General features: G+C 68.7%; 20 protein-coding genes. 13 read left to right on the forward strand and 7 right to left on the reverse strand.

From position 1 onward, the window contains the following. The first annotated feature begins 250 nt into the window (after nucleotides 1-250). Nucleotides 251-574 (forward strand): DUF742 domain-containing protein, encoded by a 324-nt coding sequence (locus AB0N02_RS06225; protein ID WP_363943442.1) that lies wholly within the window; start codon nucleotides 251-253, stop codon nucleotides 572-574. Nucleotides 575-951: 377 nt separating this feature from the next. Further along, on the forward strand, nucleotides 952-2,085 hold the full coding sequence (locus AB0N02_RS06230; RefSeq protein ID WP_363943264.1) for a spermidine/putrescine ABC transporter substrate-binding protein: 1,134 nt from the start codon (nucleotides 952-954) through the stop codon (nucleotides 2,083-2,085). Between the two features lie 103 nt (nucleotides 2,086-2,188). On the opposite strand, the gene AB0N02_RS06235 is transcribed toward AB0N02_RS06230, so the two are convergent. Beyond that, a complete protein-coding gene (locus AB0N02_RS06235) occupies nucleotides 2,189-2,797 on the reverse strand; it encodes a TetR family transcriptional regulator (protein ID WP_363943266.1) in 609 nt (202 codons plus the stop codon). Nucleotides 2,798-2,923: 126 nt separating this feature from the next. Here AB0N02_RS06235 and AB0N02_RS06240 point away from each other — a divergent pair, with 126 nt between their 5' ends. From AB0N02_RS06240 to AB0N02_RS06265, 6 genes are all read left to right on the forward strand, one after another. Then, complete coding sequence (locus tag AB0N02_RS06240) at nucleotides 2,924-3,664, forward strand: hypothetical protein (protein WP_363943268.1); 741 nt, start codon at nucleotides 2,924-2,926, stop codon at nucleotides 3,662-3,664. Between the two features lie 33 nt (nucleotides 3,665-3,697). Further along, nucleotides 3,698-4,159, forward strand: a complete 462-nt coding sequence (locus AB0N02_RS06245; protein WP_363943269.1) for an aldehyde dehydrogenase family protein — start codon at nucleotides 3,698-3,700, stop codon at nucleotides 4,157-4,159. 162 nt (nucleotides 4,160-4,321) lie between these two features. Next, complete coding sequence (locus AB0N02_RS06250; protein WP_363943270.1) at nucleotides 4,322-7,405, forward strand: nitrate- and nitrite sensing domain-containing protein; 3,084 nt, start codon at nucleotides 4,322-4,324, stop codon at nucleotides 7,403-7,405. Then, the gene (locus tag AB0N02_RS06255) at nucleotides 7,402-7,824 is read left to right on the forward strand and encodes a roadblock/LC7 domain-containing protein (protein ID WP_363943272.1); all 423 of its coding nucleotides are present in this window, start codon (nucleotides 7,402-7,404) and stop codon (nucleotides 7,822-7,824) included. Before AB0N02_RS06250 ends, AB0N02_RS06255 begins: the two co-directional genes overlap by 4 nt. A 9-nt stretch (nucleotides 7,825-7,833) precedes the next feature. Further along, a complete protein-coding gene (locus AB0N02_RS06260; protein ID WP_363943273.1) occupies nucleotides 7,834-8,238 on the forward strand; it encodes a DUF742 domain-containing protein in 405 nt (134 codons plus the stop codon). Nucleotides 8,239-8,245: 7 nt separating this feature from the next. Continuing rightward, complete coding sequence (locus AB0N02_RS06265) at nucleotides 8,246-8,785, forward strand: ATP/GTP-binding protein (protein WP_363943275.1); 540 nt, start codon at nucleotides 8,246-8,248, stop codon at nucleotides 8,783-8,785. 85 nt (nucleotides 8,786-8,870) lie between these two features. On the opposite strand, the gene AB0N02_RS06270 is transcribed toward AB0N02_RS06265, so the two are convergent. From AB0N02_RS06270 to AB0N02_RS06295, 6 genes are all read right to left on the reverse strand, one after another. Beyond that, entirely contained in the window at nucleotides 8,871-9,167 is a 297-nt protein-coding gene (locus tag AB0N02_RS06270) for a hypothetical protein (protein WP_363943277.1), read from the reverse strand. 106 nt (nucleotides 9,168-9,273) lie between these two features. Further along, on the reverse strand, nucleotides 9,274-10,257 hold the full coding sequence (locus tag AB0N02_RS06275; RefSeq protein WP_363943278.1) for an ABC transporter substrate-binding protein: 984 nt from the start codon (nucleotides 10,255-10,257) through the stop codon (nucleotides 9,274-9,276). Nucleotides 10,258-11,006: 749 nt separating this feature from the next. Next, nucleotides 11,007-11,789, reverse strand: coding sequence for an ABC transporter ATP-binding protein (locus AB0N02_RS06280; protein ID WP_363943280.1), 783 nt, complete (start codon nucleotides 11,787-11,789; stop codon nucleotides 11,007-11,009). Between the two features lie 9 nt (nucleotides 11,790-11,798). Continuing rightward, nucleotides 11,799-12,725 carry an ABC transporter permease gene (locus AB0N02_RS06285; protein ID WP_363943281.1) on the reverse strand — a complete coding sequence of 309 codons (927 nt, stop codon included), beginning with the start codon at nucleotides 12,723-12,725 and terminating at the stop codon, nucleotides 11,799-11,801. Beyond that, on the reverse strand, nucleotides 12,722-13,513 hold the full coding sequence (locus AB0N02_RS06290; RefSeq protein ID WP_363943283.1) for an ABC transporter permease: 792 nt from the start codon (nucleotides 13,511-13,513) through the stop codon (nucleotides 12,722-12,724). Before AB0N02_RS06290 ends, AB0N02_RS06285 begins: the two co-directional genes overlap by 4 nt. A 482-nt stretch (nucleotides 13,514-13,995) precedes the next feature. Continuing rightward, on the reverse strand, nucleotides 13,996-14,247 hold the full coding sequence (locus tag AB0N02_RS06295) for a hypothetical protein (protein WP_363943285.1): 252 nt from the start codon (nucleotides 14,245-14,247) through the stop codon (nucleotides 13,996-13,998). Between AB0N02_RS06295 and AB0N02_RS06300 the strand changes: the two genes are divergently transcribed. The 5 genes from AB0N02_RS06300 (at nucleotide 14,222) to ffh (ending at nucleotide 20,685) form a co-directional block, all read left to right on the forward strand. After that, nucleotides 14,222-17,203 (forward strand): nitrate- and nitrite sensing domain-containing protein, encoded by a 2,982-nt coding sequence (locus tag AB0N02_RS06300; protein ID WP_363943287.1) that lies wholly within the window; start codon nucleotides 14,222-14,224, stop codon nucleotides 17,201-17,203. The genes AB0N02_RS06295 and AB0N02_RS06300 overlap by 26 nt on opposite strands. A 43-nt stretch (nucleotides 17,204-17,246) precedes the next feature. Next, nucleotides 17,247-17,660: a roadblock/LC7 domain-containing protein gene (locus tag AB0N02_RS06305; protein WP_197048434.1), complete on the forward strand. Its 414-nt coding sequence runs from the start codon at nucleotides 17,247-17,249 to the stop codon at nucleotides 17,658-17,660. A gap of 87 nt (nucleotides 17,661-17,747) precedes the next feature. After that, a complete protein-coding gene (locus AB0N02_RS06310; RefSeq protein ID WP_363943444.1) occupies nucleotides 17,748-18,146 on the forward strand; it encodes a DUF742 domain-containing protein in 399 nt (132 codons plus the stop codon). After that, entirely contained in the window at nucleotides 18,127-18,720 is a 594-nt protein-coding gene (locus tag AB0N02_RS06315) for an ATP/GTP-binding protein (RefSeq protein ID WP_363943289.1), read from the forward strand. The genes AB0N02_RS06310 and AB0N02_RS06315 overlap by 20 nt, the downstream gene beginning before the upstream one ends. A gap of 405 nt (nucleotides 18,721-19,125) precedes the next feature. Beyond that, nucleotides 19,126-20,685 (forward strand): signal recognition particle protein, encoded by a 1,560-nt coding sequence (gene ffh / locus AB0N02_RS06320; RefSeq protein WP_363943290.1) that lies wholly within the window; start codon nucleotides 19,126-19,128, stop codon nucleotides 20,683-20,685. The last annotated feature ends 172 nt before the right edge of the window (nucleotides 20,686-20,857 follow it).

Consider the following 20,857-nt stretch of genomic DNA (forward strand, 5'->3'; position numbering starts at 1 on the left):
GCGTTCAGAGGCGTACGGAGAACGTCCCGCTTTCGGAGGGGAGCGTTCAGAGACGTACGGGGAACGTCCCGCGTTCGGAGGGGAGCGCTCAGGGGCGTACGGGGAACGCCCCGGATTCCAGGACGGCCGCGAGGAGCCGTACGGGGAACACGGCGGGTTCCACGACGAGCGCTCCGGAGCGGCGGGGGAGGAGCGTTCCGGTTTTCCCGGCGGGCCCGAGCCGTACGGCGAGCACGAGGAGGAGAGCTCGCTGGTCAGGCTGTACGCCGTCACCGGAGGCAGGACGGCGCCGACGACCCGGCTCGCCATGGAGGCCCTGGTCTCCTCCGCCACGTCCGCCCGGCTGGGCCTGTCCTACATCCGCGAGTACCGTGCCATCAGCGAACTGTGTCACCAGATCCGCTCCGTCGCCGAGATCTCGGCCCTCCTCGGCATCCCTCTCGGGGTGGCCCGCGTCCTCATCTCCGACATGGAGTCCGAGGGGCTGGTCCGTGTCCACCATCCGCACAGCGACGCGAGGGGCCCGGACCGCGTTCTCCTCGAACGCGTCCTCAGCGGCCTGCACCGGCTGTGACCCGCGTTCGCGTCCCCTTTCGGCCACTATCGGGTGGTCTCCCGGCTCAGGGAGGAGGGGTCAGCTGAACCCCGGCTGAAAGTTCGCTGGAGATTTCCTGGGAGGCGGAAGAAAGCGGCGGATCGCGGGCGGGGCGGTGACATCCGAGCTCAGAGCGTTGATCACCGCACCGGCCTGTCCGCTGCCCGCGTGTGACACGGGAGTGAGCCGGTGCCGGATTGAAGCGGAGTTCAGCAGGTGAACCAAACTTTCCAGGGGTGATGTCGCGCAAAGTCTTGCTCAAGTTACGCTTGGCTGCAACACTCCTGCTTTGGTCTGCCGTGTCCTTAACGGTCGGTCTACCCCACTTACACCGAAATTCCGAAGGAGTAGCGGCCGTGTCTCGTGCCCGGTACCCCCGTCGTCTCCCGGCTGTCGTCCTGGCGGGCGGTCTAGCACTCGCGGTCTCGGCCTGCGGTGACGGCGGAACCACAGAGGGCACGCTTTCCGCTCCCTCCCCCTCGGCCACGGCCGCGCAGCTCAACCCGAACGTCAACCTGAGCAAGCAGAACCTGACCGTCTCGATCCCGCCGGGCTACACCCCCGACGACCTGGCGGCGAGGGTCGACGAGAAGCTCAGGGTCAAGCTCAAGGTCCTGTCGCACGACAGCAACGCCGCCGTCATGGGCAAGCTGACCGCCGACGGCGGCAGCGACCTCGACGTGGCCTTCGTCTCCGGCCAGTACGCCCAGGCCCTCAACAAGAAGGGGCTGCTGGAGCCGATCCACTCCGAGCTCGTCCCCAACCTGGCCAACCTCTACCCCGAGGCCGAGGATCTCGCCTACGACAAGGGCAACGCCTTCTCGGTCCCCTATATCTGGGGGACCACCGGCATCTGTTACCGCTCGGACGTGCTGAAGACGCCCCCGACGAGCTGGAACGATCTCCTGAGCCCGCCGGAGGAGGCCAGGGGGAAGGTCACCATGATGACCGCCGAGCGCTGGCTGCTCCTGCCCGCCGTCAAGGCGATCGGCACGTCGATCAACACCAAGAGCGAGGACGACCTGGTCAAGGTCAAGGAGAAACTGATCGAGGCCAAGCCGAACCTGCTGGGCTACGACGACGGCACCTACGGCGAGCGCCTCAAGAGCGGCGAGGCCGTGATGGCCGAGGCGCGGGACGGCGGGTGCCCGGGCCGGGAGAAGGACATCAAGTTCGTGCTGCCGAAGGAAGGCAGCGACCTCTGGGTGGACACCATGGTCATCCTGAGGAGTTCGAAGAACAAGGAGGCCGCGCACGCCTTCATCAACTTCGTCCTGGACCCGAAGATCCACGCCTGGGCTGCGCGGAGCACCTCCTACAAGGTTCCGAACAAGGCCGCGATGGACGCCCTGTCCCCGGAGGTCAAGCGCGGCGACGCGTCGCTGCAGATGTCCCCGTCGCAGCTGCTCGCCGGTGAGTCCCTCACCGATCTCGGCGAGGACACGGTCAGGTACACCCGCCTGGTGACCGAGGTCAAGGCGGGCAAGTGACGGATGCCGCCGCCCCCGGCGCGACCGCGCGGACGCGGTCGCGCCGGTCGCGTGTGCAGGGACGCCCGGCCCGCCGGGTGGCCCGGGACGGAGCGCTGATTTCTCAATGAGACGTCTTGAGCGGATTGTTCGTGACGGTCCTGGCGTAACCCAGAATCAGTTCCACCGCCTCATCCGGGCCGATCACCGGGTGGCGGGCCGTTATGCGGTAGCCGTACGCATCCTCGAGCGAGACCAGATTGCGCGCGATGACGACGGGGTCGTCGGACAGGGTGAAGGTCCCCAGGGCGGATCCGGTCTCCAGGATGCTCTGGTACATCGAGACCTGACGGTCGTAGAGCGTGGTGAGCAGCAGGGCGTACATCCTGTTGCGGGGGGCGGCTCCGCCGAGCTCGTTGAGCAGCCGTACGTCCGGGTCGTCCGGTCCGTGAGGCAGTCCGGAGCGGACGGTCACGACGAGTTTCTCGGCGGGGTCGCGCATGCCGCTGATCCGCTTGAGACGCTGCTCGTAGAAGCGCTCCAGCCCGGCGTGGTGGGCGTCGATCAGCAGTTCGTCCAACTGCGGGTAGTGGTAGAGCACGGCGCCGGAGGTCAGACCGGCCTCCTCGGCGACATGGGTCAGATGCACCCCCTCCGTGCCGTGCCGGATGATCGCCCGGTGCGCGGCCGCGATGAGATCGAGACGCCGATCCGCCCGCCTCTTGCGCGTCATAATCCCCCAATCGTTCAAGACCCGCCTCTGTACCGGGGTCCATAGTGGCTGCTTTCTGGTGTTTTAGCTAGAGAGAGAATTGAATCATTCTTCAAGCCGTATAACTTCTAGTCACGTGGAGGTGTGATGTCTCTCGCGATCTCGTTCACGTCGGAAAGCGCCTGCGCGCCGGCGAAGAACCACGTCGGCGTCGGCGGCATTCTTCACGGGCGCGGAGGCGTTTTCGCAGCTGAAGCCTTCCGGAGGAGAAAAACGGCGGACCTCGGATTCGAGCGGGAGCGGGCAGGCCTCGCATCACCGCCGGAAGAGGAACCGGAAGAGGAAGAGGACGCGGGGCGGTTCCGGAAGGACGACGTCCGGGGCGCCGTGCCGGAATATCGCACGTCGGCCCGGGGGCGGCGGGAGACGATGGCCGCGGTGATCCGGGACACGCCCATCGATGGCGTGTTGGGCACGACTCCGTATCGATTCGTCGTCTTCACGGAGACGCCGCACGAGGGGATCGAGCCCACCGGCACCGTGCGGGAAGCCGTCCCGCCCCCGCGAACCAAGATCATCGCCATGGTTGGCCTGGTCACGGCACATGGTGGCGACAACGCGGCCACCGGGGGGTCGCGCCGCGGCGGGCAGGTGATCGCATTTCCCCTCACAAGGGACCAATACGACAATGCGCAACGAGTCGGCGAGCTCGGCTACGGTGTGCGCCTGGCCACCCACACGTTCACCGACGAGGAGCTGGCCGGCGCGCTGGACAGGCTGCTTGGCGACACCGGGCTCCGTGAGCGCCTGGCCGTCGCGCGCGAGAGGATCCGCCGCCGTGACGGCCTGCGAGGGCCCGTCGGCCTGATCGAGAGAGTCGGCTCCTGAGGGCCCCGGCATGACCACGATGAGAGAAGTTCCATGGGCGAGTTGACCAACCCGGCGGGCGGGGGAGTCCGGTCCGAGGTGCCTGACGCCCCGGTGGGTGAGGTCGCGGCCGGCCGTCCGCGCTCTTTCGTCCGTGCCGCCCGAAACGGCGAGATTGTTCGGGGAGAGCCTTTCGGGCCGGTGCTTCTGGCTCTACCGTTCAACGATGAGGGCGAGGCGGTACGGCCGACAGGCGACACGCCGTACGGACCGGCCTCCTCGGTACGGCCCGCGGGTGTGGCGCGGGCGCTGTGCGTCTCCGGCCGGCTCGATGTGGGCGTGACCTGGATGAACGACCACCCGCCGAGCGCGTCCGAGGCTCCGTGCGGCGGGGTCGAGGACGGTGGCCTCGGTGAGGACGTGAGTCAGGGGGTGGCCCGGGGGCGCCCGGTCATCCACCACTTAATGATCAAACACCAGATCCCGGAGGCGAAAGAATCTTTCAGGCCTTCTTGAGGTTTGGTGTCGAATGTCCCTTTTGGGGGGATTTGTCGGCACCTACTCCATTCGAAGTGACATAAAGGATGTGCTCAAATTGCTACCGCCGTATCCAAAACCGGCGAGGGGTTACGTAGGCCAGTGATGACAAAAGACCGCCGCAGCCACCGTGTGTCAGCGGTGGGCAGCCGCCTCCTGCCCTCGAACTGGCGTGTGCGCCCCCGTCTGGTCGCGCTGATCCTGCTCCCCACGGCCGCGGCGGTGGTGCTGAGTGGACTCCAGCTCAACAGCTCGCTGACAAACGCCACGGAGTACCGTAAGACAACCGAGGTCGCCTCGCTCATCGAGCAGCTCACGGATCTCTCCTACGAGATGTCCAACGAGCGTGACCTCACCGCGTGGTATATCGCCGACAGGCGCCGGTCCTCGCGGCTCGCCATGGTCAAGGACCTCCAGGGCCGGGTCGACCTGACCCGCACGAAGGTGCTCACCGCGATCGACGCCCTGGGCGACGACCAGGATCCCCGCGTTCTCGCCGAGGTGACGCAGGTGCGCAACTGGCTGAACGGTCTGTTCAGCCTCCGCAAGTCCCTCACCGGAGGCGACGTTCTCCCGCGTGCGGCCCTGACCATGTACTCGCGGATGATCGCCGACTTCATGACCCTGCACGACGACCTCGGTCGAAGTGCCCGCGACGAACGCCTGGTCGGTGACGCCCTCGCGCTCGGCGCGCTCACCCAGGCCAGGGAGCAGTTCGCCAAGCAGCGAGGCATCCTGCTCGTCGCCCGGATCGAGGGAAAGCTCGACTTCGACGACCCCGCCGACTTCCTGGGCGCCTACAAGAGCCAGATCAGCCAGCAGGCGTCCTTCCAGGCGGCCGCTTCGCCCGCCGACGTCAAGCGGCTGAACGACGTGCTCACCGACCCCCAGATCGCCAAGGCCGAGGCCATGCGAGCCCTGGTCATCTCGCGGATGCGCGAGAACATGGGCCTGCCCAGGGAAATGGGGATGAACGCCTGGTACGAGGCCGCCTCGGCCGTCGTCGACGGTATGAACGCGGTCGAGCGAAGCCTGGCCGCCTCGGTCGTCTCCCGGAGCCAGGAGCTGCAGGATGCCGAAGAGCGCAGCGCCATCATCACCGGTTCCACGATCCTCGCCCTGTTGATCATGATCCTGCTGGTCACCGCCTGGGTGGCCGGTACGCTGGTCCGTCCGCTGCGCAGCCTGCGGAGCGAGGCGCTGGAGGTCGCGAGCACCCGGCTGCCCGAGACCGTCCAGGCGCTGCGGGAGTCCGGTGAGGCCAATCCGAACGTCGAGGTGGCCCCCATCCAGGTGGCGGCCCGCGACGAGATCGGTGAAGTCGCCCGGGCCTTCGACGAGGTCCACCGCGAGGCCATCCGGCTGGCCGGTGACGAGGCGCGACTGCGGAACAACGTCAACGCGATGTTCATCAACCTCTCCCGGCGCACCCAGTCGCTGGTGGAACGCCAGATCGACCTCATCGACGACCTGGAGCAGGGCGAGCAGGACGACTCCCGGCTGGCCAGCCTCTTCAAGCTGGACCACCTGGCCACCCGCATGCGCCGCAACTCCGAGAACCTGCTGGTCCTCGCGGGCCAGGAGCAGAGCCGCCGGTGGAGTGAGCCGGTCCCGCTGAGCGACGTCGTCCGAGCCTCGCTGTCCGAGGTCGAGAACTACGAGCGAGTCAGCCTGCGGGTCGAGTCGGGAACCCTGATCGTCGGCTCGGCCGTCAACGACATCGTCCACCTGGTCGCGGAGCTCGTCGAGAACGCCATCTTCTTCTCACCGCAGGACACCAAGATCGTGGTGAGCAGCAACGCCAACGAGACGGGCGCCATCATCCTGGCGGTCACCGACGCGGGCATCGGCATGAGCGACGAGGAACTGGTCGACGTCAACCGCAGGCTGGCCGAGCCTCCCGCGGTCGACCTGTCGGTCTCCCGCCGGATGGGCCTGTTCGTGGTCGGCCGGCTGGCCATGCGCCACGGCATCAAGGTCCAGCTCCGCCGCCCGGAGACCGGCGGCCTGAGCGCCGTCGTGCTGCTGCCCGTGCAGGTGGTCGCCCAGTCTCCGCTGATGCCGCAGATGGCCATGGCGGGTCAGGGCGCCGCCGTCGTGCCCGATCACGACCCGTTCGCCACCGGGCCCAACCCGAACCCGTTCGGGACCGCCCCCTCACGCATGACCCCCGGCCGGGCCCCCTCGGTTCCGGAACCCCCGATCCCGCAGCCTCCGGCTCCGACCCCCTCGGTGGCCGACCTCTGGTCGTCCCCGGTGGTCTCCGCCTCCGCGGTCGAGGACCTGTGGTCGTCTCCTCTCACGCCGTCTCCGTCGGCCTTTCCCCCGGCGCACCCCTCCTTCCCGGTCGGCGACCCGTCGTTCCCCACGGCGCAGCCGCACTTCCCGGCGGAGCAGTCCTTCCTGGCCGAGCCGTCGTTCCCGGCGGCGCAGCCGTCCTTCCCCGCCGACCCGCTGTCGTTCCCGGCGGCCGACCGGTCCTTCCCCGCGGCGCAGCCGTCGTTCCCGGCGGGGCCGCCGCGGTCCGCCGCGCAGCCGCCGGCCCCGCCCGCCTGGCCGGAGATGCCGCCGGTCGATCCGTGGACGCCGCCGCGCCGGGAGGTTCCCGACCACACCCAGGCCCTGCCCGCCGTCGAGGTCTCGCCGACGGAACCGGAGCCCGAGGAGTTCCTGCCGATCTTCGCGGCGGTAGGATCCGACTGGTTCCGCAGTTCCTCCGCCGGACCCGAGGCCGAGGCCGAGATCGAGGCCCAGGTCGAGGTCGAGGTCGAGCCGGAGGAGGAGACGGAGGAGCCCGAGATCGGGTTCGGCATGCTGGAGCAGCCGCTCCAGCAGGACCAGCCGGTGCTGCCCGTCCGGCGGCCGGGACGGCAGGGGCCGCCTCCATTCGAGAGGCAGGGGCCGCCTCCGCTCGAGAGGCAGGGGCCGCCTTCGCTCGAGAGGCAGCCCTGGAGCAGCCCGTCCGACCAGGGCTGGGCCGCCGCCGAGGTGGCCAAGAAGCCGGTGGAAGGCGGCGTGACCGGAGCGGGCCTGCCCAAGCGGGTGCCCAAGGCCAACCTGGTTCCCGGAACCGCCGCCCCGGCACCGGCCACTCCGCCCGCCCCGCTGCCCCCGATCTCGGCGGAGCGGATGCGCAGTCGTCTGTCCAGTTTCCAGCAAGGCATTCGGCAGGGCCGCGCTGAGATGAACGAGCGGTTGAACGCCGCTGAGGGAGAAGAGCAGTGAACCACCAACTCAGTCAGGCCGCTCGCGGCTTCAATTGGCTGATCACCGAGTTCGTCAAGGAGATGCCCGGTGTGGCCCACGCGGTGATCGTCTCCGCGGACGGTCTTCCGCTGGCCTACTCGCAGGGCTTCCCGAAGGACCGCGCCGACCAGCTCGCCGCGATCACCGCCGGTCTGATCAGCCTTACGCAAGGGGCCTCCCGCGTCTTCGAGGGAGGCCCGGTGTCCCAGACCGTGATCGAGATGCAGCGGGGCCTCCTGCTGACGATGTCGATCAGCGACGGTTCCGCGCTGGCCGTACTGGCCTCCCCGGACTGTGACATGGGCCTGGTGGCCTACCAGATGACGATGCTGGCTGAGCGTGCGGGGCAGGCGCTTACGCCTGCTCTCCGGGCTGAGTTGCAGTCGGCCCAGCGATAGGGAGGTGGTATGGACGCACCAGGTTGGCGTGTACCGGGGGAGGAGCCCCCTAGCACGCCTCATCAGGCCAAGAGTGGACGTAATCGTCTGATTCGTCCGTACGCTGTGACGGGGGGAAGGACAGCTCCTCGCATACAGCTCGCGCTCGAGGCGCTGGTCTCCTCGGCGACGTTCGTAAGCGTGGACACCTCCACGCTCTCCACGGAGTACCAGGCGATCATCTCGTTGTCCCAGCAGGTGCGCTCGGTGGCGGAGCTTTCGGCTCTGCTGCGCATGCCACTGGGCGTGACCCGGGTCCTGATCGCCGACATGGCTGCCGAGGGCCTGGTGCAGATCCACCAGCCGTCGCTGGATGCCGGAAAGCCGGATCTCAACTTGCTTGAAAGGGTGCTCAGTGGGCTTCGCAGGCTCTGACGCCGGAATGACGTCGACGAAGATCGTTGTAGCCGGGGGATTCGGTGTCGGCAAGACGACCTTCGTCGGCGCGGTCTCCGAGATCATGCCGCTGACCACGGAAGCGGTGATGACGGAGGCCAGCGCGGATGTGGACGACCTCTCGCACATCCCGAGCAAGCGGACCACCACGGTGGCCATGGACTTCGGGCGTGTCTCGCTGGACCGGGATCTGATCCTGTACCTGTTCGGTACGCCGGGTCAGCACCGGTTCTGGTTCATGTGGGACGACCTCGTGAAAGGCGCGATCGGTGCGATCGTGCTGGTCGACACCCGGCGGCTGGCCGACAGCTTCCCGGCGATCGACTACTTCGAGGAGGCCGGGCTGCCCTTCGTCGTCGCCCTGAACGGCTTCGGCGGGACGCATCTCCACGGCGAGGAGGAAGTGCGGGAGGCTCTGACGATCTCTCCGCACATTCCCGTCGTCCGGACCGACGCCCGTTCGCGTGACGCCGTGAAGTCGACCCTCATCACCCTGGTCGAGCACGTTCTCACGCTTCGCGTCTGATCTCTTGTGTCCGGCGCGGGGCTCACCCGGACGATGAGCCCCGCGCCGGGCCGGCTCCACCGGCGAGCCGGCCGGGTCCCCGGTCCTACTTCTCCGGCCTGACCCGGATGTCACGCTCGTGCATCAGCTTGATCCGCCGGTCGACGACCTCGGTCCGGAACTCCGCGCGCCCGTAGGGCCCGCGGTCGAGACACAGGTCCTCGGGGTGGATCGGCCTGTCGTGGACGGGCCGGTACCGCTCCGTCTTGAAATCCCTGATCCGGTCGTTCCGCCGCGCGTTGACGCGGAAGCGGCGCGGCGCTTCGATGCCGATCGTGCCGGACCCCCGGGAGAAGGCACCGCCTTGGTCGCGGCACCCGACGATCCGCCCCCTGTGATCCACGACCGTCGGGTGACCGCCGAAGGTGCCGATCCGACGTCCTCGTGGCCGACGTCGAGGACCTCCTCGAATCCCCGCGGCGCTCCCTCGGGAGGCGCGATCAGGTCGATCACTTCTGTTCCGGCAGGATGAGGGAGGTGACGTCGAACGGCTTCTGCAGGTAGCCGTACTCGAGCATGAGGTCCGAGACCCGCTGCAGCCGCGCGGCGTTCGTCGTGAGGGGGAGACCGGGGAGCTGGATGATCTCCGCGGTCTGCTTGTTGATCTTGGTGTACTGGGGGATGACCTCGGCGAACGCCTTGCGGTCGTTCGCGGCGATGGTCTTGGCCTTCAGCAGGGCGCGCTGGAAGGCCGCGACCGTGCGCGGGTTCTTGTTCGCGAAGTCGGCGGTGACGAAGTAGCCGGCGATCGGGAGGCTGTCGGTCGGCCCGGTCATGGGGTCGACGAGCTTCACCGCGCCGTCCGTGGCCGAGGCGCTCACGAACGGTTCGGGCATGAAGCCGGCGGCGACCTGCCCGGTCTTGACGGCCTGCCACATGTTGGGGAACGGGAACTCGGCGAAGTTAATCTTGTCGCGGTCGACCTCCAGGCCGTGTACCTTCAGGGTCACGCTGGTGGTGAGCATCGCGATGTTCCGCTTTGTGTTGATCCCGATCGTCTTGCCCTTGAGGTCCTCGATTTTGGTGATGCCCGAGTTGGGCGCGACCATGAGGGCGTAGCCGCCGGGCGTCGCCGTGGTGGCCTCCGAGATCACCTTCAGGTCGGCGGTCTTCTGGGAGACGGCGGTGAAGGCCGAGACGTAGTTGCTGTGCAGGATGTCGATGCCGCCGCTTATCAGCGTGGTGAGCGAGGACCCGCCTCCCTCGATGATGGTGTACTTGACCTTGAGGCCCTCCGCGGCGAAGAGACCGCGGTTGATGGCTATCTGGATCGGCGCCACCTCGGGTACGGGCAGCACGCCGATGGTGATTTCGGGCTTCTCCAGGCCGTTCGCGGCGGCCGTGGTTTCACTCTTTCCGGTACTGCACGCGGTGGCGAGGAGCGAGAACGCGGCGATGGCGACGCAGACTCGCGCCAATGGACGGAACCTCATATGTGGCTCCTCGAAGAGGTGGGGGATTTCGACATGACTTGCACGTCCCGGAAACGGGGGGAAGAGATCAAGGAGCGATCGTAGATGCTCTCAAATCCAGCAGCAACCCTTAATGTCGGGTTTAGCGGCAGTCCATAATTAATGTCCCTGTATGGTGCCTTTTGATAGCTTCACGATAGTTTTATCGGATTAGCAGTGTCCCTACTTGACGGAATTGAGAGGAGTGTGGGAGGGGAGTGCCGGTTTCCGGCTCTCCGGATTCGGTGTGCCGATGGGGTGTGGTCCCGCATTCCGTCGTTTCGGGTCACCGAAATGAGATGTGATGGCCTCATCGCCGTACCCCGCTTTTCATTTGGGGACATACGACGCATGTGGAACGTTCTGGGGTGTGGCCGGGGTCACAGTTGTTTTATCCGGAGTCTCGAAAAGCTTTTGCGGATGGCTTCAAAAATGTGGTCCCGGATCGTCGAGGGGAGAACGTGACCGCATGTCAGCGGCCGGACGGCGTGCCGTACCGGTCTGAAGGGGAGTTCAACGCGGCACTCGGCGCGGGGGCGGGAGAGGTGTGCGGCGCGGTGGCTCGGGCGGTGGCTCGGGCGGTGGCGGGGCGCTGCCGGGACGTCGGCGGGGCCGGGACGGTGGCCGGGCGGGATTCTCACGCCCGGCGGCGTCTGGGGCTCGGAGCGGCCGGAGATGTCAGCGGATAGGGGAGGACACCGGCGGGGATGCCGGAAGGGGACCGGCCGATGTCAGGAGGGGGAGCCCTGCGGGGTCCGCATGCCGCGCACCAGGCGGCCGACCTCGGCGCGCATGCGCACGAACTCCGGGTGCTCACGCGTGCTGATCTGGTCGCGAGGCCCGGGAAGGTCGACGCGCAGGTCGCCGACGATCCCCGCGGGCGCCTTCGACAGCACCACGACGCGATCACCGACGTACACGCTCTCGTCGATGTCGTGGGTGATGAGCAGGATCGTCATGGTGTGCAGGCTCCGGACCCGCAGGGTCAGGTCCTCCAGGTCCTCGCGGGTCTGGGCGTCGACGGAGCCGAAGGGCTCGTCCATGAGCAGCAGGGAGGGGCGGTAGGCCAGGGCGCGTGCGATGGAGACGCGCTGCTGCATGCCGCCGGACAGCTCCCAGGGATACTTGCCCGCGGCGCCGGCCAGGCCGACCAGCTCCAGCGCCTCCAGGGCGGCGTGCGTGCGCTGCCTCTTCCCCTGTCCTTTGCGGCGCAGCGGCAGCGAGACGTTGTCGGCCACCGACATCCAGGGGAACAGCGAGCGGCTGTAGTCCTGGAAGACCACGGCCAGGTCGTCCGGGGTCCGGCTCACCGGCGTGCCGTTGAGCACGACCCGGCCGCCGCTCGGGCGCAGCAGCCCGGCGATGGAGCGCAGCAGGGTGGACTTGCCGCATCCGGAGGGGCCGACGATGCACACCAGCTCGCCCTCGGCCACGCTCAGGTCGATGCCGCCCAGCGCGTTGTGGGCGGACGCCCCGCGGCCGTAGGTGTGGGTCAGGTTCGAGATCTCGAGCACAGCGGGTCCTCAGGTTGTCTGCTTGGCGGCGCGGTGCCAGGACAGGACACGCCGCTCGATCGCGAAGAAGGCCAGGTTCAACAGGTAGCCGAGGAGGCCCAGCACCACGATGGCGCTCCAGATGCCGGGCGGGTCGAAGGCCCGCTCGGCGGCGCGGAGCTGGAAGCCGATCCCGTCCGTGCTGCCGACCAGCTCGGAGACGACCATGAGGATCAGCGCCAGGGACAGGCTGAGCCGCAGGCCCGCGAAGATCTTCGGCAGCGCGGAGGGCAGGACGACCCGCCACAGTCGCTGCCCCCACGAGAACCCGAAGACCCTGGCGGTCTCCATGTGCTGGCGGTCGACGTAGCGGGCGCCGTCGACGGTGTTGAGCAGCACCGGCCAGATGACGCCGAACACGATCGTGGTCAGCTGTATCTGCGTGCCGATGTTCATCAGCGGCAGCAGGAGCGGCAGGAGCATCGGCGGCGGGATCGCCCGGCAGAAGTGGACCAGCGGGTCGACGAAGCGCGCCAGCGGCGCCGAACGGCCGATCATGATGCCCAGCACGATCCCCGCGATTCCGGCCACGGCCCAGCCGGCGAACAGACGTGCCAGGCTGGGTGGGAAGTTCTCCACCGCGAGGTCGCTCAGCCACAGCCGGTTCGCGGGGCCGGTGAGCCACATCTCCCGCATCTTGACCACGATCGTGGTCGGCGGCGGGAAGTAGGGGTTGTCCGCAGCCCGGGTGCCGGCCTCCCACAGGACCAGGACCACGGGCAGCAGCCAGAGCCGCAGGACGGCGCGCAGGACGGTGCGCAGGACAGCGCGCGGGGCGGTGTTCACGGCGGTGTTCATGGCGGTGTTCATGACGGTGCCCATGGCGGTGCTCGGAACGGTGCTCGGAACGGTGCTCGGGGTGGTGCTCGGGGTGGTGTGTTTCACCTGCTCGCTCACCCGGTCACCCCCGCGCGGGCGGTGTGCCAGCGGAACAGGCGCCGCTCGGCCCCGACGAACAGGCTGTTGGTCGCGACGCCGAGGATCCCGGCCCACATCGTCGCGGCGATGATGAACTCCAGGCCGTCGGGGCTGCTCCCGGCCATGATGACGTAGGCGCCGATCCCGGCTGATCCGCCGGCGAGCAGTTCGGCGCTGATCGCCAGGATGAGGGCGACGCCGGCCGCCAGCCGTACTCCGGTGGCGATGAAGGGGGCGGTGCTGGGCAGGGAGACCCGCCACAGTACGGCCAGCGGCCCGAAGCCGAAGCTCCGCAGCGTCTCCTTGGCCACCGGGTCGACCTCCTGCAGGCCGTACATGGTGTTGATCAGGACGGGCCAGCAGGAGGCGTAGAAGATCACTGCGATCTTGAGGTCCAGCCTGTCGGGGAAGATCAGGATCGCCAGCGGGACGAGGGCGACCGAGGGGATGGGGCGGAGGAACTCGATCAGCGGCCGCACCGCCCTCTCCACCCCGGGAAGGCTGCCGAGCAGCAGCCCGAGCGGGACGGTGACGGTCACCGTGAGCAGCAGGCCGAGCCCCCACGCGGTCATGGTGGCCGCCACGTTGGTGAGGAACTCCCCGTCGACGGCGAGCTCGGCGACCCGGGTCAGGATCGTCGAGGTCAGCGGGAGGACACCCGGGTCGACGAACCCCGTACGGCCGGCCAGTTCCATGACGGTGAGCAGCCCGGCGATCCCGAGAGCGCCGCAGAGCACCCTGGTGCCGATCCCGGCTCGCCCGGTCATCCGACTGGCCCGGAACGGATCGCCAGGTTCGTGGATCCCAACCTCATGAGGTCTCCTTAGAAGGATGTGACCGTCCGGCCGGATCTCCCGCGAAGTCGTCCGATGACGTGGAGACGGTTCCTCGGGAACGCGAGGTGAGGGGCTCCCGACCGGGAAGCAGCGTAGCGGAGGGATCAGCTTAATCATAAGTATTGGCCAATAGGGTCAAATCGGACAAATAAGGACTTATGTTCTTCGATTTCGTGGATTAGGGTCTTGCCAATCTCTCCGTCTCAGGCTTGTCTGGTGAAGGTGTGGTGACATGAAGGGAAAGCCGCGTCATCACGCCGGATATGGCCCTATAAATCTGCTCGGTGGGTCCCGTGGGGGCTGTCCGATTGCGGGCATCTAGTCCTGATTACCCATAAGTTGCGACTTATGGGCTATTGGCCGAACTCTTCTGGCTATGCTCCAATAACCCTCGCCCCAAGGATGCATCCGCGTCACGTGAAGATCAGATGCATGACAGGATCCCCTCCAATCAGACAATCCGAGGAGAGGTAGCGGAGGCCAGTGAGGACAGCGTCAATCCCCAGTGAACCCGAATCCGGGCTGGTGGCTGCCCAGGTCTTCGGCGACTCGGAGACGCCGGAAAGCGGCCGGAGCAAGGCCGTCAAGCAGGAAAGATCCACAAAGAACGGCAGCAGGTTCGCGTTCAGAAACTGGCGTGTGCGATCGCGGCTGGTCGTGCTCATCCTCGTCCCCACCATCGCGGCGATCGTCCTCGGTGGGTTACGCGTGGCCGCCTCCGTCGCCAGCGCCGCCGAGTACGAACAGGTGCGCCTGACCGCGGAACTGTCGTCCAGCGTGAGCGGGCTGGTGCACGGCCTGCAGCTGGAGCGCGACCTCGCCGCCAGGTTCGTGGCCCTGGGCCGCCCCCGCGGCGCCCGCGCCAAGCTGGACGAGCAGCACGGCGTGGTCGACAGGATCGTCATGGACGTGCGCGAGCGGCTCCGCGGCGCCCAGAGCGGAGTCGTCGCCACCCGTCAGCGCGATGAGCTCACGCAGATGAGCGCCCGCCTCGACGAGCTCGACGGTATGCGCAAGGCCGTCGTGAACAGCGCGCTGCCCGCCCAGCCCGTCATCCAGACGTACTCGCAGACCATCGCCGATCTTCTGGCGCTCCACGAGAACATCGTCCAGGTCGACGCCGACCAGAGCCTCACCAGTGGCGCGGCCGCCTTCGCCGCCCTGACCAGAGCCAAGGAACAGGCGTCCAGGGAGCGGGCCGGACTCGCCGTCGCGCTGGCCGGCGGCCGGTTCAGCGACGAGGGACTCAACGCCTTCACCGTCGCCCGCGCGCAGCGCGACAGCGAGCTTGCCACCTTCAGAAAAGAGGCCTCGCTCGACCAGCGCCAGTTCTACGACGACACCGTCAGCGGCCAGAAGGTCGACCGCGCGGAGTTCATCCGCCTCAGAGCGCTGTTCCTGGCCTCGACCGACGCCCCGCTCGTCGGCGTCGTCGCCACGAACCCCGGCGTGGGCGAGCAGGGCCAGTGGTTCGACGCCTCAAGCGTGATCATCGACAAGATGCGCGCGGTGGAGAAGGCGATCTCCGACGAGGTCATCACGGAGAGCCGTACGCTCCAGGAGTCCGAGCAGCGCGGCGCGCTGGTCGCCGGCGTGGCGAGCGGGCTGCTGCTCCTCCTGGTGCTCGTCATCACCACGATCATGGCGCGCTCGCTGGTCAAGCCGCTGCGCAGGCTCCGCACCGAGGCGCTGTCCGTCGCCGGGCAGCGGCTGCCCGAGACCGTCCAGGCCCTGCGGGAGAGCGGGGACGCCGACGCGGTCAAGGTCCTGCCGATCGGCGTCGACTCCGACGACGAGATCGGAGAGGTCGCGCGAGCCTTCGACGAGGTCCACCGCGAAGCCGTACGGCTGGCCGGCCAGGAGGCCACGCTGCGGAGCAACGTCAACGCGATGTTCGTCAACCTCTCCCGGCGGAGCCAGACCCTGGTCGAACGCCAGCTGTCCCTGATCGAGAGCCTGGAGCACGGCGAGCAGGACGAGAACCGTCTCGGAAACCTGTTCCGGCTCGACCACCTCGCCACCCGCATGCGGCGCAACAGCGAGAACCTCCTGGTCCTGGCGGGGCAGGAGCCCGCGCGCAGGTGGAGCCAGCCGATCCCGCTCATCGACGTGGTCCGCGCCTCGCTGTCCGAGGTCGAGAACTACGAGCGGGTCGTCCTGCAGCTGTCCGCGGGCGTGTCCGTGGTCGGCACCTCCGTCAACGACGTCGTGCACCTCATCGCCGAGCTGGTGGAGAACGCGACCTCCTTCTCTCCCAAGGAGACGAAGGTCGTCGTGTCCAGCAACCGCATCGACGGCGGCGGCGTGATGGTCGCGGTCACCGACGTCGGCATCGGCATGACCGCCGACGAACTCGCGCAGGCGAACTGGCGGCTGGCCCACCCGCCGGTGGTCGACGTGTCGGTCTCCCGCCGGATGGGCCTGTTCGTGGTCGGCCGGCTGGCCCTGCGGCACGGCATCCGCGTACAGCTCAGGCAACAGGACGCCGGCGGCCTGACCGCCATGGTGCTGCTGCCCGAGGAACTGCTCTCCGGAGGAGTCGGCTCCCGTCAGGCGCCGGCCACCCAGGGCGGCGGCGACTGGGCCGCGACCATGGGCCCCGCGGAGCGGGCGGTGATGGACCGGTCGCCCATGCTGGCCAGCCCGGCCGGGCTCGACCCGGCGCAGGCCGCGTTCACCTCCTTCGAGACGGCCCAGCAGGCCTTCAACACCTTCGACGTGCGCCGGCAGCTCGCCTCCTTCGAGACGCAGCGGCCCCCCGTCACGAACGACCCCCTCACCCCCTCGCCGTTCGACTCCTCCTGGGTCGGCCACATCCCGCAGCAGGGCAACGGCCCGAGCTGGTCGAGCCCCACGGCGGACACGGGCGTGTGGCCCGGCCTGCCGGTACAGGGAGGCGACGCGGGAAGCTGGCAGCACACCTCCCAGGCGGGCACGAGCGTGTGGCCCGACCAGGCGGGCACGAGTGTGTGGCCGGACGCGCCCGTACGCGGCGGCGACTCCGGGATCTGGACGAGCATGCCCGCCCGCGACGGCGACTCGGGGATCTGGCCGGGCCCGGGAGGGCCGGGCCCGCTCGACAGCCGCCCGTTCGGCGGCCGCGGGTTCGACGCCGCGGACAACACGGGCCCGCTGCCCGTGATCTCCGACCCCTCGGTCATGGAGGAGGCAAAGGAGGAGTTCCTGCCGATCTTCGCCGCGGTCGAGTCCGACTGGTTCAAGAAGGTCGAGCCCGCCGCCCCGGCCGAGGCTCCGGCCCAGAAGCCCGAGGACGTGCCCGCGTCCCCGGCGCCCGACGCCTGGTCCTCACCCGCGGACGCGGGATGGCAGGCGGCGAAGGCGGTCAGCGAGCCCGCCCTCGGCGGGATGACCGGCTCGGGGCTGCCCAAGCGGGTGCCCAGGGCGAACCTGGTGCCCGGTACGGCCGCGCCCGACCAGGCCGCGGCCTCCCCTCTCCCCTCGCTCCGGCCGACCGTCTCCCCGGAAGCGGTGCGCAGCCGCCTGACGAGCTTCCAGAAGGGAGTACGGCAGGGCCGTGCGGTGGCGAGGGGCGAAGCGGGTGACGGGCAGCCGTATCCCGACTTCAGTCGGGACGTTGAAGGAAACAAGGAGGACCGGTGAGCGATCTCATCATGGTCGCCAAGGAGGATGACACGTGCGCGAGATGAGCCAGGCCGCTCGGGGGGTCAACTGGCTGATAACCGACTTTGTGAACAACGTCCCAGGCGTGGCTCACACGGTCGTGGTGTCGGCTGACGGTCTGCCGTTGGCGTATTCCGATGGATTCCCCCGGGACAGGGCGGACCAGCTGGCGGCGGTCGCCGCCGGGCTGATCAGCCTCACCCAGGGTGCCTCCAGGGTCTTCGAGGGCGGTGCGGTCACCCAGACGGTGGTGGAGATGCAGCGAGGGCTGCTCCTCATCATGTCGATCAGTGACGGCTCCTGCCTGGCCGTGCTGGCCGCCGCCGACTGTGACATGGGCTTGGTGGCCTACCAGATGACCCTTCTTGTCGAACGAGCGGGCCAGGTGCTGACACCGGCCGTCCGCGCCGAACTCCAGGCCTCCCACCCCCGGTGATGGCGATGACCACCATAGGAGGACGCCGTGGCAGGCCGCGGCTGGACGGGTGAGGGCGACCCGCTAGGCGGGTCGCCCTACCAGTCGATGGAGGATCCCTACCGGCATCAGGGGGGACCTTCGCATTTCACGCAACCGGTGCCCGGGGAACAGAGCTCTCTGGTCCGGCCGTACGCCGTGACCGGAGGGCGGACCGCCCCCCGGACCCAGCTCGCCATGGAGGCCCTGGTCTCCTCGGCGACGTCCGTACATCACGATCTATCCACCCGCACGCCGGAGTATCAGGCCATCAGCGCCCTGTGCCGGCAAGTGCGTTCGGTCGCTGAGATCTCCGCGATGCTCCGCATCCCGCTCGGCGTTACCCGGATCCTGGTCGCGGACATGGCGGCCGAGGGTCTGGTCCAGCTGCATCAGCCGCAACTGGACGCGGGCAAGCCGGATCTCAACCTGCTGGAAAGGGTGCTCAGTGGACTTCGCAGGCTCTAGCCGCGGCGGCGGCCTGACATCGACGAAGATCGTCGTCGCCGGTGGGTTCGGTGTTGGTAAGACCACGTTCGTGGGGGCGGTCTCGGAGATTCTGCCGCTGACCACGGAGGCGGTGATGACCGACGCCAGCGCCGGCATCGACGACCTCGGCCTCACCCCGAACAAGACGACCACCACGGTCGCGATGGACTTCGGGCGTGTCTCGCTGGACCGGGACCTGATCCTGTACCTGTTCGGTACGCCGGGTCAGCACCGGTTCTGGTTCATGTGGGACGACCTGGTGCGCGGCGCGATCGGTGCGATCGTGCTGGTCGACACCCGGCGGCTGGCCGACAGCTTCCCGGCGATCGACTACTTCGAGGAGGCCAAGCTTCCCTTCGTGGTCGCGGTCAACGGTTGGGACGGGAGCTATCTGCACGGTGAGGAGGAGGTGCGGGAGGCGCTCACCCTGGCGCCGCACATCCCGATCTCACGCACCGACGCGCGCTCGCGCGACGCGGTGAAGGCGACGCTCATCACCCTGGTCGAGCACGCCCTCACCGTACGGATGGCCGTTCCGGGCTGGGGCCGTTGAGGGGTCGTCGAGGGGTCGTCGAGGGGTCACTGAGGGACCGCTGACATCTCACCCGCCTTCCCGCCGTCTCCCTGCCGCCTCCGGGGCCCGCCCCCGGCGCCGGTACGGCGAGGCATGGCTGCGCGGGTCCGGCCGGCACCGGCGAGGGGTGCCCGGCCAGACGGATCCTCCCGGCGGTGACGACGGCCGGCCGTTCCGGGCCGTGACCTGGTGAATTATCCTGGGCACGGCGCCGGTCCCCGCTCGCCGGGGCCCTTCGGCGTGGCCGGGATCGGCGGGCCTGCCGATCCCGGGCGAGGGCGAGATCCCCGGGACGGAGAGGCCGCCGGGGCGTAATTCGTCCCTCTCAGCGGATAGGCTGGGGGGTCGAGTCGCAGACCTGTAGCGCAGAGGCTGGCCAATCACGTGTTCGAGACGCTTTCCGACCGGCTGACATCGGTCTTCTCCTCCCTCCGTTCCAAGGGTCGGCTCTCCGAGGCCGACATCGACGCCACCTGCCGCGAGATCCGCATCGCGCTGCTCGAGGCCGACGTCGCGTTGCCGGTGGTCAGGACGTTCGTCGCCCAGGTCAAGGAGCGTGCCCGGGGGGCAGAGGTCTCCCAGGCGCTGAACCCGGCACAGCAGGTCGTCAAGATCGTCAATGACGAGCTGGTCGAGATCCTGGGCGGTGAGACCCGGCGGCTTCGCTACGCGAAGAACCCGCCGACCGTCATCATGCTCGCGGGTCTCCAGGGTGCGGGTAAGACCACCCTGGCAGGCAAGCTCGCCCGCTGGCTGCGTGAGCAGAACCACACGCCGCTGCTGGTCGCCGCCGACCTCCAGCGCCCCAACGCGGTCCAGCAGCTGTCGGTCGTCGCCGAGCGCGCCGGCGTCGCCGTCTACGCTCCCGAGCCGGGCAACGGCGTCGGCGACCCGGTCGCCGTGGCCCGCCAGTCGGTCGAGCACGCCAGGCGCCAGCAGCACGACATCGTCATCATCGACACCGCGGGCCGCCTGGGCATCGACCAGGAGCTGATGAAGCAGGCCGCCGACATCCGCGACGCGGTCTCCCCGGACGAGGTCCTGTTCGTCGTCGACGCCATGATCGGCCAGGACGCCGTCTCCACCGCCCAGGCCTTCATGGACGGCGTCGGTTTCGACGGCGTCGTGCTCACCAAGCTCGACGGCGACGCCCGCGGCGGTGCGGCCCTGTCGGTCCGCCACATCACCGGCAAGCCGATCATGTTCGCCTCCACCGGTGAGAAGCTCGAGGACTTCGACGCCTTCCACCCGGACCGGATGGCCTCCCGCATCCTCGACATGGGTGACATCCTCACCCTGATCGAGCAGGCGCAGAAGACCTTCGACGAGCAGGAAGCCGCCAAGATGGCGGGCAAGCTCACCTCGGGTGAGGGCTTCACGCTCGAAGACTTCCTCGAGCAGATGATGATGGTCCGCAAGATGGGCCCCATCAAGAACCTGCTCGGCATGATGCCCGGCATGGGGCAGATGCGCGACCAGCTCAACCAGGTCGACGATCGCGACCTGGACCGCGTCGCGGCCATCATCCGCTCGATGACCCCCGGCGAGCGCCAGAACCCCAAGATGATCGACGGCTCCCGCCGCGCCCGCATCGCCAGGGGTTCCGGCGTGACGGTGACCGAGGTCAACAACCTCGTCGTCCGCTTCTTCGACGCGCAGAAGATGATGAAGCGCATGGCGGGCGGGATGGGCATCCCGGGCATGCCCGGCGGACGCAAGGCGGGCAAGGCCGCCCAGAAGAAGGCGGCCAAGGGGCGCCGGGTCAGCGGTGACCCGCGCAAGGCCGCGCTCGGCAAGGGCGCGTCCGGTGCGGCGCCCGCCCAGGACGGCGCGCCGGGCGGGGGAGGCCTCCTCGGCAAGCTGGGCGCCGGTCAGCTCCCGCCCGGCATGGAGCTGCCGCCGGGCTTCGACCCCTCGAAGTTCAAGCTTCCCGGACAGAAGTGACCGGTCTTCCGGGTCGTGGGTGAGCCGGTCTTACGGGGGCGGCGATGAGCGGCGGTTTCGACGGGTGGGCCCGGTGGATCTGGGTGGTCATCGTGGTGGGCTTCATCGTCGTGGCGACCCTGGAACTCCTGGGAGTGCGGCCCAGGTGACCTCCGGGCCGCGGGCCGCGCCG

The sequence above is a fragment of the Streptosporangium sp. NPDC051022 genome (assembly GCF_040683035.1).
In the GTDB taxonomy this organism is placed as follows: Bacteria; Actinomycetota; Actinomycetes; order Streptosporangiales; family Streptosporangiaceae; genus Streptosporangium.